The sequence below is a fragment of the Streptomyces sp. NPDC060000 genome (genome assembly GCF_042737375.1).
In the GTDB taxonomy this organism is placed as follows: domain Bacteria; phylum Actinomycetota; class Actinomycetes; order Streptomycetales; family Streptomycetaceae; genus Streptomyces.
Genome location: NZ_JBHWUU010000108.1, coordinates 1 through 13,197 on the forward strand (window position 1 = coordinate 1; position 13,197 = coordinate 13,197).

A 13,197-nucleotide genomic window follows, 5' to 3' on the forward strand; every position below is an offset into this window, starting at 1 on the left:
CACTGTGTTGCGGCTCTCCCACACCCGTCTGGCGGGGAACCTCTACGCGCCCCACCCCGGGGCGGGGCGTATCCCCGGCATCGGCGGGGGGGGGCGCCGGGTGTCCCCCCGGGCCCCCCCCTCGTTTCGTCCGACCGGGCAGCCCGGGTCGTCCTTCTCGGGTCTACTCCCCGAGCAGGGCCCGCACCCTCTCCTGGCCCACGGCCAGCAGCAGCGTGGGCAGCCGCGGGCCGGTGTCACGCCCCACCAGCAGGTGGTAGAGCAGGGCGAAGAACGTCCGCTGGGCGGTCTTGATCTCGGGCGGGAGTTCCTTGGGGCCCGCGTCGGCGGAGAAGCCGGCCTGGACCTTGGGAACGCCGTAGACGAGGTGGGAGAGACCGTCCAGGGACCAGTGGCCGGCGAGTCCGTCGAGCAGGAGCCGCAGGGACTGCTGGGAGGCCTCGTCGAGGGACTTCAGCAGTTCGGCGTCGGGTTCGGCACGCACGATGGTCCGCTGGTCGGCGGGGACCTGGGTGTTGATCCAGGCCTCGGCCCTGTCGTACCGGGGCCGGGCCTCGTCGAGGGAGCCGAGCGGGTTCTCCGGGTCGAGCTCGGAGAGGATCCGCAGGGCCTGGTCCTGGTGCCCGGCGGTGATGTCGGCGACGGAGGCCAGCGTGCGGTACGGCAGCGGCCGGACCGTGCGCGGCAGCTCACCGGCGGCCGTGCCCACCGCGCGGGAGTGCGCGGCGACGTCGGCGGGGAGGGCCGACCCTTCGGCGACCTTGGCGTCCAGCTTGTCCCACTCGTCGTAGAGCCGCTGGATCTCCTGGTCGAAGGCGATCTTGAAGGACTGGTTGGGCCGGCGGCGGGCGTAGAGCCAGCGCAGGAGCTGCGGCTCCATGATCTTCAGCGCGTCGGCGGCGGTGGGGACACCGCCCTTCGACGACGACATCTTCGCCATGCCGCTGATGCCGACGAAGGCGTACATGGGCCCGATGGGCTGCTTGCCGCCGAAGATGCCGACGATCTGGCCGCCCACCTGGAAGCTGGACCCGGGGGACGAGTGGTCGACGCCGCTCGGCTCGAACACGACGCCCTCGTACGCCCAGCGCATCGGCCAGTCGACCTTCCAGACCAGCTTGCCGCGGTTGAACTCGTTCAGCCGGACGGTCTCGGCGAATCCGCAGGCGGTGCAGGTGTAGGACAGCTCGGTGGTGTCGTCGACGTACGAGGTGACCGTGGTGAGGTCCTTCTCGCAGTTGCCGCAGTAGGGCTTGTACGGGAAGTAGCCGGCCGAGCCGGAGGAGCCGTCGTCCTCGGCCGCCGCGCCCGATCCCTCCGCCGCCTCGAGCTCGGCCTCGTCGAGCGGCTTCTGCTGCTGCTTCTTGGCGGGGGCCTTCTTGGTGCGGTACTGGTCGAGGATCGCGTCGATGTCACCGCGGTGCCTGATCGCGTGCAGGATCTGCTCGCGGTAGACACCGGAGGTGTACTGCGCCGTCTGGCTGATCCCCTCGAACTCCACGCCGAGCTCGGTGAGCGACCCGACCATCGCCGCCTTGAAGTGCTCGGCCCAGTTCGGGTACGCCGAGCCCCGCGGCGCCGGTACGGACGTCAGCGGCTTGCCGATGTGCTCGGCCCACGACTCGTCGACCCCGTCGATGCCCTGCGGCACCTTGCGGAAGCGGTCGTAGTCGTCCCAGGAGATCAGGTGGCGGACCTGGCGGCCGCGGCGGCGGATCTCGTCGGCGACCAGGTGCGGGGTCATGACCTCGCGGAGGTTGCCCAGGTGGATGGGGCCGGAAGGGGAGAGTCCGGACGCGACTACGACAACCGGAGCGGCAGCGACTGATGTCGCCCCCCCGGGGGCCCGACGCTCCGACTCCTCGATGACCTCGTCCGCGAAACGGGAGACCCAGTCGGTGGTCTCGGTGCTCAGAGCCACGATCGGCACGTCCTCTTGTTCTGAAGGCTTCCGGGTTTGAAGTGCGCTTCATTGTCCCAGACGGCCCCGCGCCCGGGAAAACGGCTTTACCCCCCATGGGATACTGGCTGTGCCCATCCATCCCCACGAGGAGAACGGCACCCATTCCTATGGCCCCGGTCACGTCCCTCAGCCACTCCGTCGAACAGCACCTCTCGTCCGCCCTCTCGGCCACCCTGCCGGAGGCCGCCGGCGCGGACCCGCTGCTGCGACGAAGCGACCGGGCCGACTTCCAGGCCAACGGCATCCTGGCGCTGGCCAAGAAGGCGAAGGCGAACCCGCGGGAACTGGCGACGCAGGTCGTGTCGCAGGTGGTCACGGGTGACCTGATCAAGGAGATCGAGGTCTCCGGCCCCGGCTTCCTGAACGTGACCATCACCGACAGCGCGATCACGCGGAACCTCGCGGCGCGGTACGCGGACACCGACCGCCTGGGCGTACCGCACTCCGGCCACCCGGGCACGACGGTCATCGACTACGCCCAGCCGAACGTGGCGAAGGAGATGCACGTCGGTCACCTGCGGTCGGCGGTCATCGGCGACGCGACGGTGCAGATCCTGGAGTTCACCGGCGAGAGCGTGGTCCGCCGGCACCACATCGGCGACTGGGGCACCCAGTTCGGCATGCTCATCCAGTACCTGGACGAGCACCCGCACGAGCTGGACCACAAGGAGTCCCAGGTGAGCGGCGAGGAGGCGATGTCGAACCTCGACCGCCTCTACAAGACCGCGCGCAAGCTGTTCGACGCGGACGAGGAGTTCAAGACCCGTGCCCGGCGCCGGGTGGTGGACCTCCAGGCGGGCGACCCGCACACGCTCGCGACCTGGCAGAAGTTCGTCGACGAGTCGAAGATCTACTTCTTCTCGGTCTTCGAGAAGCTGGACATGGAGATCCGGGACGAGGACATCGTCGGCGAGTCGGGTTACAACGACATGCTGGCGGAGACCTGCCGTCTCCTGGAGGAGTCCGGGGTCGCGGTCCGCTCCGAGGGCGCCCTGTGCGTGTTCTTCGAGGACGTCAAGGGCCCGGACGGCAACCCGGTCCCGCTGATCGTCCAGAAGTCGGACGGTGGCTACGGCTACGCGGCGACCGACCTGTCGGCGATCCGCGACCGGGTCTTCCACATCAAGGCGAGCACGCTGCTGTACGTCGTGGACGCCCGTCAGTCCCTGCACTTCAAGATGGTCTTCGAGACGGCGCGCAGGGCGGGCTGGCTGAACGAGGACGTCAAGGCGCACCAGTTGGCGTTCGGCACGGTCCTCGGCAAGGACGGCAAGCCGTTCAAGACCCGTGAGGGCGAGACGGTGAAGCTGGTCGACCTCCTCGACGAGGCGGTGGACCGGGCGACGGCCGTCGTCGGCGAGAAGCGCGACAAAGTGGGCCTGACGGACGAGGAGGTCGTCGAGAACGGCCGGTACGTGGGCATCGGCGCGGTGAAGTACGCCGACCTGTCGACGTCCGCCGTCCGGGACTACAAGTTCGACCTGGACCAGATGGTCTCGCTGAACGGCGACACGTCGGTCTACCTCCAGTACGCGTACGCCCGGATCCAGTCGATCCTGCGCAAGGCAGGCGAGGCCCGTCCGGTCGCTCACCCGGAGCTGGAACTGGCCCCGGCGGAGCGGGCGTTGGGTCTGCACCTGGACCAGTTCGCCGAGACGGTGCACGAGGTCGCGGCAGCGTACGAGCCGCACAAGCTGGCGGCGTACCTGTACCAGCTGGCCTCGCACCTGACGACGTTCTACGACCAGTGCCATGTGCTGTCCCCCGACAACGCGCCGGAGGTCGTCGAGAACCGCCTGTTCCTGGTCGACCTGACGGGCCGCACGCTCCACCTGGGCATGGCCCTGCTGGGCATCCGGACGCCGGACAAGCTCTGAGGCGGCCGACGCCGGAGGGCGGCACCCCGGCGGGGTGCCGCCCTCCGGCGTCGTGGCGGCGGCCGGTCAGGCGCAGTTCACCCACGTGTTGGACTTGATGTAGTGGCTCGCGCTGGTGGTCGTCCTGTAGCCCCTGAAGACGAGCGAGTTGCTGCCGTTGTAGTTGGTCTCCGAGTACCACCTCAGGTCGCATGAGTTGCCGTGGTTGTACCAGGACTTGAAGCTCTGGAAGACCGAGAACCGCGTCAGGTCCGGATTCGATCCCGCCACCTTCTGCATATGGCCGGTGTAGTTCTGCCCCTCCCAGACGCAGAACCAACCCGCCGGACAGTCCGACGCCACCTGTGGCGCGGTCTGTGTCGCGGCCTGCGCCGCACCGGCGGCACCCGCGCTTCCGGCCAGCAGCCCACCGGTCAGCACGATCCCGCTGGCCACAGCGGCGAATTTCCTGGTCATGCGCATGCCTTACCCCCTTCGTCCGAGCCGCGTCCCTCGTCGGCGTCTCCCCGGGCGAGCGGCTCGCTGTCGTGAGACTTGAGCGCACCGACCGCACCGGCCGGCTCGCCAACGAGACTGCGGGCAGCGGGGCGGGAGCCGCCACCGTTGCCGCACAAGTGACGCATTCATGGGACGTCACCCCTGTTGAACTGCAAGGACGCTGCCCGGCGGGACGGTTTGGCGGGACGGCCGCGGGAGATCTTGTGCAGACATTGTGATGCTCGTGCACAATCCGACACAGCAGGGGGCCGCTGACCACGGTTCATGACCGCACCTGGGGGGAACATGGCGCGCCGCAAAGCGCTGTCCGCCGAACTGGACCCGCGCGTAAGGCAGTTACTGACGGAGTTACGCCGGCTGACGGATCAAGGCGAGCTGAGCATGCGTCTGCTGGCAGCGCGGACGGGGTACAGCCAGAAGTCGTGGGAGCGGTATCTGGGCGGCAGGTCGCTGCCGCCCCGGGAGGCGGTGGAGGCACTGGCCCGGACCAGCGGCGTCGATCCGGTCCGGCTCCTCGCGCTGCACGAGGTCGCCACCGCCGTCTGGGCCGGCGGACGCACGAACGCACCCCCACCGCATGAGCCCCCACCCGCTCCGGAGACCACAACGGAACCAGTCCCGCCGCCGGCACGGCCCGGCACGGAGTCGGCGGAACCAGTCATGCGGCCGGCACGGCCCGGCACGGAGTCGACGCCGCCCGGCACGGAGTCGGCGGGTCCCGGCACCGCACCGGCGCAGGCCGGAAGCGGGCGGTTTCCGGAGCGGTCGCTGCGCGTCGCGCTCGTCGCGCTCGTCGCGGGAGTGGTGGCCCTGGCGCTGGCCGCCGTCTCGGCAGTCCTCCTGGTCATGCGGCTGAACGACAACGGCGGAGGTGAACCGGCGGCCGCTCCCCCCGTCCTGCCCACCACCGGCGGGTCCTCGCGGACTCCGGCGTACCACTGCCGGATCCAACGGACCGACGGCCTCTGGTACGCGGGCATCAGCCGCACCCGGGACGCCGAACTCGCCTACGGCAGCGCCGGCCCCGATGTGGCCGAGGCGCAGTGTCTGTTGCGCCGGGCGGGCATCTCACCCGGAGGCATCGACGGGCTGTTCGGACCGCTGACACAACGAGCGGTCAAGGCCATGCAGAAGCGGTCCGGTCTGGACGAGGACGGCGTGGTCGGCTCGCGCACCTGGCAGGCCCTGCGCGGATGACCAGGCCCGATCCGTCTCCCGAGAGCGCCCGGCTTGCCGCGGCGTTACGGGAGTTGAGGGACCGTACTGGTCTGCCCCTCGCGGGGCTCGCGGCGAAGACCGCGTTCAGCAAGTCGTCCTGGGAGCGCTACCTCAACGGCAGGACGCTGCCACCGCGCCCGGCGGTCCAGCACCTGTGCCGACTCGCCGGCGAACCGGACGGCCGGTACCTGGCACTGCGGGAACTCGCGCAGTCGGAGGCGCGGACGAATCCGACACCCCCGGCTCCCACTCCACCTCCACCTCCGCCCCCGACGACAACCCCCGCTCCAACCCCTGCCCCTGTCCCTGTCCCTGTCCCTGTCTCTGCTCCTGCTCATGTCGGGTCCCCGCCCGTCGGTCACCGGGGGATGACGGCCGTGGCGGTCCTCGCGTCGGTGTCCGCCCTGTTGTTCGGGGCGGTCGTCCTCACCCTTCTCCTCCTCCCCCACCGGAGCGGGGTGGCCCGGCCGCCGGCGTCGGCGCCCCCGGCCGCCGTCGGTCCGGCCTGCCGGGACACCGGCTGCGAGGGCAAGGACCCGATGGTGACGAAGTGCGGCGCCGACCCCGAGACCCTGGCCGAGCACCTCACCTCCACGGGTGCCTCGGTGCAACTGCGGTACAGCAGGGTGTGCGGGACCAGTTGGGTCCGCATGTGGGGTACGCGGATCGGCGACGGGGTCGAGTTCCGCGGTCGCGTCGCCCGGGTGAGGAACCGTGCCGATGCCGACACCTACGTCCACACCCCCATGGCGGCCACCCGCTCGGGAACCGTCGTCCTCGCCTGCTTCCTGCCCGCGGGGGGCGGCGGAAAGGAGTGCTTCAGGGGCGAGGTGGACCGGCCGGTGCCCGGCTGAGCCGTCGCCCGCGAGCGCGCGAGAACCGATGACCGCCCGTCGCCGTCACTCGAGCCCGACCACCCGCGAGCCTCCACTGTCAGTGGCTGCCCTTACAGTCACCGGCATGGCGACTCTTCCCAACCCGCTGCCCGGGCTCGCGACCGACCCGAGCGGCCGCTCCCTGGGGCTGCAACTCCCGCCCGGGAGACTGATCGACGCGACCGAGGACGGTCCGTGGCACGAGCCGTTGCTGTGGCATGCGGAGAAGGCGGCCTCGCCCGGCACATGGCGGGCCATGGGTGCGCGGGCCGCCCGTACGGGGCTGCTTCCGGTACTCGTGGACGTGGGCGGCTCCCAGGGCGGACCCGCGGACTGGGAGTTGCTGCCGGGTGAGATGTCGTACCCGGGGGACCACGACGCCGACGAGGTACTCGCGGACTACTGGGAGGACGGCGCGCAGGAGGAACTCCCGGAAGGGATCGAGCCGTTCGGCCCCGACTGGCCCGGCCTCGCGCCCGCCGCCTCCCCGACCGCGACCCCGGACGTCCGCGCCGCCCAGGTCGCGGACTCGCTGACGGACGGCACCCGGGCGTGGTTGAAGGAGCCGCACCTCGCCCTGGTCGCGGTGCGCCGGTCCGCCGACATCCCGGCGGCGATCGGCTGGACCGGTCCGCTGAACCACGAGAACGACGTGGCACGTCTGTGCGCGGTGCTGCGCTCCTGGGAGGACCGCTTCGGGATACGGGTGGTGGCGCTCGGCTTCGACACGCTGGTCGTGTCGGTCGCCGCTCCGCCGGCCACCCTGGCCGAGGCGGAGGGGGTGGCGGCGGAGCACTTCGCGTTCTGCCCGGACACCATCGCCCGCAACGGCCCGGACACCCTGCGCTCCTACGCCGAGGAACTGGTCAACGAGCCCGTCTGGTCCTTCTGGTGGGACTGACCGCCGGACCGGCCACCGGCCCGGGTGCACTCCGCGTCAGTCCGCGGAGGCGGGGGTGGAGGCGCGGCAGACGGCGCTGAACGGCTGGTCCGGCAGGAACTCCTTCCACCGTCGAGGCGTCACCGGACCGATGCGAGCGCACAGGTCGGCGGTCACCCGGACCGGGTCGGTCTCCCATACGCGTATCGTCGCGTCGTTTCCGGCGGTCGCGAGGGTGTGCCCGTCAGGGCTGAAGGCCACACCCCGCGTCTGGTCGGTGTGTCCTTGGAGGACGGCCAGCGGAATGTGGCGGCTGACGTCCCACAGGCGGGCGGTGCCGTCGTCACCGGTCGTGGCCAGAGTGTGCCCGTCCGGGCTGAAGGCCACACCCCAGGTCGCCCCGGTGTGGCCTTTGAGGGTGGCCAGCAGACGACGACCGGGAACGTCCCACAGGCGGGCGGTGCCGTCGTCACCGGTCGTGGCCAGGGTCTGCCCGTCCGGGCTGAAGGCCACACCCCAGACGACCCCGGTGTGGGCCTTGAGCGTGGCCAGCTGACGACCGCTGGCCACGTCCCACAACCGGGCTGTCTCGTCACCGCCGGAGCTGGCCAGAGTATGCCCGTCGGGGCTGAAGGCCACGGCCCAGACGGTCGCGCCGGGGTTGGTGAGGACTGCCGTCAGCCTGCGGCCGGTCACGTCCCAGAGCTTCACGGAGCTGTCGGCAGGGCTGGCCCCGGCGAGCGTGCGGCCGTCCGGGCTGAAGGCCACCTGGGCCACCATCTTGCCGCCTCCATGCAGCGTGGCGGCCAGCTTCCCGGTGGCCACGCTCCAGAGCAGGACATCGCCGCTGCGTCCGCTGGAGACCGCGACGAGACGGCCGTCAGGGCTGAAGGCGACACCGTGGGCGTTTTTCGCGGTTCCGTTCCGCAGGACGCGGAGCGGACGATGGGCCCGGCCCCGCGCGGGCCACAGACGCAGGGCGCCGTCCGTATGCGTGCTGGCGAGGAACCGCCCGTCCGGGCTGAAGGCGACCATCTGTGCCGAAGTGGCCGGATAGGTGATCAGGGTGGGCCCGTCCAAGGCCCACAGCACAGCGGTGCGATCGTCGCTGGCGGTCGCGAGGGTGCGGCCGTCGGGACTGAACGCGACTCTCCCGACGACGTTGGTGTGCCCGGTGAGGGTGACCGTGTTGATGCCCGTCCCAGGATCCCAGAGGCGGGCGGTGCGGTCGGTGCCGCCGGTGGCGAGGGTCCGCCCGTCGGGGCTGAACGCCACGGTCATCAATCCGCTGGTGTGCAGTTCGAGGAGATTCGCCATCCTGCGCTTCTTCCAGTCCCACACCTGCACGGTGCCGTCGCCGCTCGCGGTGGCGAGGGTGCTGCCCTCGGGGTTGAACGCGACCGAGGTGACCGTGTCGCCGTGGGAGGTGAGGGTGGTCGTGCTCCTGCCGGTCTCCGCATCCCAGAGGCGGACGGTGCGGTCGCTGCCGCCGGTGGCCAGGGTCCCGCCGTCGGGGCTGAACGCCACCGCGTGCACGGTCCCGGAGTGCCCGGTCAGGGCTGCGCGGAGCTTCCCGGTCCCGGTGTCCCACAACCGCACCGTCCCGTTCTCGCCTGCCGCGGCGACGGTGTGCCCGTCCGGGCTGAAGGCGACGTCCATGACGGTACCGCTCCCGGTGACGGCGAGGATCTCCCACCGCTGTTCCGGCACCTTCCAGAGCCGCACCGTCCCGTCGGCACCACCGGCGGCGAGCGTGCGGCCGTCCGGACTGAAGGCCAGGCTGCTGATTCCGCCGGTTCCCGACGCGACGACGGTCGACCCGCCGGGTGACCCGCGAACGTCGGAGATGTCGATCCCGTCGCCGACCCCGGCCGTGGCGACCGAACGGCCGTCCGGGCTGAAGGCCACCGCGTACAGGGGTCCGGGGTGGCCGGTGATCCTTGCCTTGAAGTGCTGGCTCTGGCTGCTCAGCAGCGCGTTGCGCCCCTCCGGCAACTCGGGGGAGGTCTCGTGGGCCGCGATCGCACTCAGCATGGACGCCTCGGGGTGTCCCGGGGCCAGGAGCGCCGACTGGGAGGCGAGTTGGCGGGTGACCGCGATACGGCGCTGCTCCTGCGCGTCGGCCCGCTGGTGGAACGCCACCACGGCCGCGGCCGACGCGACCAGGGCGAGCGAGCACAGCGCGGCGGTCAGCGCGCGGCGGACGCGCACGGCGCGCTTCTGTTGCTGGGTGGAGGCCTTCAGGAAGGCCGACGCCGTGACGCCGACCGAACCAGGTCCGTGAGCTTCGACCCAGACACAGGCGCTCTCGAGGCGGTTCCCCCGGTGGAGCAGGGCTCTGTCCCGCCCTCCGGCCTGCCAGACGGTGGCCGCCTCCTCGAGGTCCTGCCGGACCAGTTGGCCGGCCCGGTCGTCCTCGATCCACCGCCGCAGTCGTGGCCAGGCGTGCAGCAGTGCCTCGTGGGTGATCTCCACGGTGTCGCGCTGCCGCGTGAGGAGGCGGCCGCGGGTGAAGGTGTCGATCACCTGCGCTGTCGGTGAGGTCTCCCCGCCCTGGCCCAGGAGGTCCGTGCACGGCAGTCGCCGACGGGTGTGCTCGACACCGTCGCCGATCTTGGTCAGGCGCAGGAAGGCCACCTGGGCTGCCGGCTTCTCCTCGTCGTCGAGCTTTCCGAACAGGCGCTCCGCGTCGGCGGCGACGGCATCGTGGATGCCGCCCGTGACGGTGTAGCCGTCCACAGTCAGTGTGTTTCCGAGGCGCTCCAGCCAGGTGGCCCGCAGCGCGTGAGCCAGCAGCGGGAGACGTCCGGCCTCGTACCCACCGGTCACCTCGGGGTCCGGGGCGTGGTCCGTGCCGGTGTACCGGCTCGCGCCCAGATCCCGGAGCAGCACCTCGAGCAGGCCGTCTTCGACTTCCAGCCCGGCAGCGCGGGCGGGCAGGAGGACGGCGTCCCGCAGACCGTCCTTCGACAGCGGGCCCAGCAGGACCTGACTGTGCTGGAGCACCGTCCTGAGCTGCGGGTACTGGGTGCACTGGGTGTAGAAGTCCGACCGGAGCCCCAGGACCACCAGACCGACGGGCCCCTCGGCCGCGTCCGTTCGCGACAGACGCACGAGGAGGTCAAGAAACCTGTGCCGCTCCTCCTCCTGGGCCGCCGCGCTCCCGTGCTCGGCACGCATGCTGAACAGTTCCTCGAGCTGGTCCACCACCACCATGAGCCGCGGCCTCCCTCCCGGCCGGATGTCGGCCTGGGAGTGAAGTGCCTCGCAGAGCAGGGTCACGCACCGGTCCGGACCGTACTCCAGGGCCCTGGCGAGGTCGTCCGCGGCCAGTCCGGGAACGTGCCGGGCGAGAGCACCGCACAACGCCGCCACCGGAGTCGCGGTGGGAGTCAGACAGATCCGGGGCCAACGCGCCGATCCGGGCAGGGCGTTCTGCGCGATCTTCTTCAACAGACCCGCCTTGAGCAGCGAGGACTTACCCGCCCCTGACGGGGCGACCAGGGCCAGCGGGCCGCCGGTGCGGAGCTTGTCGTCCACCCGCCTCGCCAGCTCGGCGATCGCCTCGTCCCGTCCGAAGAAGTACCCGGCGTGCTCCAGGTCGAACGAGGCCAGCCCCGGATAGGGGCACTCGTCAGTGAGCCCGTCGGCCTCCGTCCGGCGGATTCTGCGCGACCCGTTCTCGTAGGAGATGTACACGTTGCCCTGCTCGGCGACGCTGAGGTCGCCGCCGGCCTGGTTGACCCGGGCCTCGCCGGATGCCCAGGCCGACTGCGACACGACTGGCTCGCTGTCCTCCGGCCGTTGACCGTCCACGTTCATCGTTCGCTGACGTTGATGTCGCGACCGGCCTGGTAGACCCGGCCGTGCCCGGTGGCCCGAGCCTCCATGGCCGGGGAGGGCTTGGGCTCGGCGGTGCCCGCGCCGGGCTCCGGCAGAAGCAGTCCACGCAACTCGTTCACCAGGGCCGGGTTCTGCGACGCGACCCTGTGGAGCAGCGCCGCCCAGTCCGTCACCACGGTGTGCTCGGCGTCGGCGTCCTGGCACTCCCGCGCGGCCAGCACCCGCGTCCGGGTGTCGGTGAGCTGGAGGGCGACGGCCTCGGCCTCGCCATCCGGGCGGCTGCGCCGCCAGAGGTCCACCGCCGTGGACCGGGCGTGCTGCCAGCCGTCGGTGACCATGGCACTCACCAAGGCTGTCGCAAGGGCCAGCGTGACCGGATCCATTTTCCACCCCAATGCCCGAAGTCCGAGACAGGCACTGTAGGAGGATCGGGAGGAGCGGCATGACTCGACGACGGTAACGCTCGCACTCGGTCTCCGAAGGGAAGGCTCCGGTCCCGGATGACGCGGACTACGACGGAAAGGGGCGGTGTTCGTCACTGCCTCCGGCCGGTGTTCGTCACTGCCTCCGGCCGGTGTTCGTCACTGCCTCCGGCCGGTGTTCGTCACTGCCTCCGGCCGGTGACCGCAGTCATCGCCGGCGGTCACCCGTCGACGGGCTCGGCACGCGGCCCGTGGGCCGCCGCCGCCCCGTCGGCCGCCACCGCCCCGGCGGCCCCGAGCCCCCGCCGCAGCCTTCGCAGCCCCTCGCCGATCTCCTCCGGGGTCTGCGTCACGAAGCACAGGCGCAGGGTCGAGCGGTCGGGCTCACCGGCATGGAAGGGGGCACCGGGGACGTACGCCACGTCCTGGGCGACGACCCGCGGGAGGAGGGCCGTGGTGTCGTACGACTCGGGGAGACGGGCCCAGAGGAACATGCCGCCCTCGGGGCGGGTCCACACCGACCCCTCCGGCAGCGCCTCCCCCAGCCCGGCCAGCATGGCGTCCCGGCGCTCCCGGTACACGGCGGCGACCCGGGCCACGTGCGCGTCGAGGTCGGAGGCGGACAGATAACGGGCTGCGGCGAGCTGGTTGACGGTCGGGGTGTGCAGATCGGCGGCCTGCTTGGCGACGGCACAGGCCCGGCGCAGCTCGGCCGGCGCGCGCAGCCAGCCCAGCCGGATACCGGGGGCCATGACCTTGGAGAAGGAGCCGAGGAGAACCGTACGGTCGCGGGCCTCGGGGTGGGCGGCGATCCAGGCGACCCGCTCACCCTCGTAGCGGAGTTCACCGTAGGGGTCGTCCTCGACGATCCACAGGCCGTGCCGGGCGGCGACGGAGGCGAGGGCCGCGCGCCGCTCGGCGGGCAGGGTGCGCCCGGTGGGGTTCTGGAAGGTGGGGACGGTGTAGAGCAGCTTCGGCCGTTCCCGGACGACGAGTTCGGCGAGTGCCTCGGGGTCCGGGCCGTCCGCGTCGCAGGGCACGGCGACGATCCTCGCTCCGGCCAGGCCGAAGACCTGAAGGGCGGCCAGGTAGCAGGGGGTCTCGACGAGGACGGTGTCGCCGGGGTCGAGGAGCGCCGTGGCCAGCAGGGACAGGGCCTGCTGGGAACCCGTGGTGACGAGGAGGTCGTCGGCGGTCGTGGGCAGTCCGCGTGCCGTGGTCCGCGCCGCCAGCCGCTCGCGCAGGATCGGCTCGCCCTCGGTGGTGGCGTACTGGAGGGCCTGGGCCGGTTCCTCCTCCAGCGCGTACCGGAACGCGGCGGCCACGCCCTCGCGGTCGAACAGCTCGGGCGCGGGCAGCCCGCCCGCGAAGTTGATCACCTCGGGACGGGCGGTGACGGCGAGGATGTCCCGCACGGGCGAACCGCCGATCGCCCGGACACGGGCGGCCAACGAGGGGACCGAGGCGGGCGCGGGCACGTGGGTGACAGTCATGGCCGCACCCTAGAGAGGTACGTGCCACCTACACCCGGATTTCTGACATGTGGACACGGAAACGGCGGGCTTCCCGCTCAGGGCGGCCGGTCGTCCCATATCCCGTCCCGAGACGATCCTGTTCCCGC

At 71.5% G+C, this 13,197-nt stretch carries 9 protein-coding genes and 1 pseudogene; 5 read left to right on the forward strand and 5 right to left on the reverse strand.

The annotated features are described in order from the left end of the window. Window positions 1–163: 163 nt before the first annotated feature. A complete protein-coding gene (lysS, locus tag ACFWBB_RS38230) occupies window positions 164–1,930 on the reverse strand; it encodes a lysine--tRNA ligase (RefSeq protein ID WP_385282500.1) in 1,767 nt (588 codons plus the stop codon). A 140-nt stretch (window positions 1,931–2,070) separates the two neighbouring features. On the opposite strand from lysS, the gene argS reads away from it, so the two are divergent. Further along, entirely contained in the window at window positions 2,071–3,840 is a 1,770-nt protein-coding gene (gene argS / locus ACFWBB_RS38235) for an arginine--tRNA ligase (RefSeq protein ID WP_385282503.1), read from the forward strand. A gap of 66 nt (window positions 3,841–3,906) precedes the next feature. On the opposite strand, the gene ACFWBB_RS38240 is transcribed toward argS, so the two are convergent. Continuing rightward, the gene (locus ACFWBB_RS38240; protein ID WP_385282506.1) at window positions 3,907–4,296 is read right to left on the reverse strand and encodes a peptidase inhibitor family I36 protein; all 390 of its coding nucleotides are present in this window, start codon (window positions 4,294–4,296) and stop codon (window positions 3,907–3,909) included. A gap of 327 nt (window positions 4,297–4,623) precedes the next feature. On the opposite strand from ACFWBB_RS38240, the gene ACFWBB_RS38245 reads away from it, so the two are divergent. The 4 genes and pseudogenes from ACFWBB_RS38245 (at window position 4,624) to ACFWBB_RS38260 (ending at window position 7,332) form a co-directional block, all read left to right on the forward strand. Beyond that, entirely contained in the window at window positions 4,624–5,535 is a 912-nt protein-coding gene (locus tag ACFWBB_RS38245) for a peptidoglycan-binding protein (RefSeq protein WP_385282509.1), read from the forward strand. Beyond that, window positions 5,532–5,723 (forward strand): annotated as a pseudogene (locus ACFWBB_RS38250) (helix-turn-helix domain-containing protein); the annotation flags it as partial. The gene ACFWBB_RS38245 and the pseudogene ACFWBB_RS38250, both read left to right, overlap by 4 nt. 210 nt (window positions 5,724–5,933) lie before the next feature. After that, window positions 5,934–6,410, forward strand: coding sequence for a DUF2690 domain-containing protein (locus ACFWBB_RS38255; RefSeq protein ID WP_385282567.1), 477 nt, complete (start codon window positions 5,934–5,936; stop codon window positions 6,408–6,410). 106 nt (window positions 6,411–6,516) lie between these two features. After that, window positions 6,517–7,332: a DUF4253 domain-containing protein gene (locus ACFWBB_RS38260; RefSeq protein ID WP_385282512.1), complete on the forward strand. Its 816-nt coding sequence runs from the start codon at window positions 6,517–6,519 to the stop codon at window positions 7,330–7,332. Window positions 7,333–7,368: 36 nt separating this feature from the next. Here ACFWBB_RS38260 and ACFWBB_RS38265 read toward each other — a convergent pair whose 3' ends face one another. The 3 genes from ACFWBB_RS38265 to ACFWBB_RS38275 form a co-directional block, all read right to left on the reverse strand. Beyond that, entirely contained in the window at window positions 7,369–11,091 is a 3,723-nt protein-coding gene (locus ACFWBB_RS38265) for an AAA family ATPase (RefSeq protein ID WP_385282514.1), read from the reverse strand. A 38-nt stretch (window positions 11,092–11,129) separates the two neighbouring features. Further along, complete coding sequence (locus ACFWBB_RS38270; protein WP_385282517.1) at window positions 11,130–11,492, reverse strand: hypothetical protein; 363 nt, start codon at window positions 11,490–11,492, stop codon at window positions 11,130–11,132. Between the two features lie 305 nt (window positions 11,493–11,797). Then, window positions 11,798–13,069, reverse strand: coding sequence for a PLP-dependent aminotransferase family protein (locus tag ACFWBB_RS38275; RefSeq protein WP_385282520.1), 1,272 nt, complete (start codon window positions 13,067–13,069; stop codon window positions 11,798–11,800). Between the last annotated feature and the right edge of the window lie 128 nt (window positions 13,070–13,197).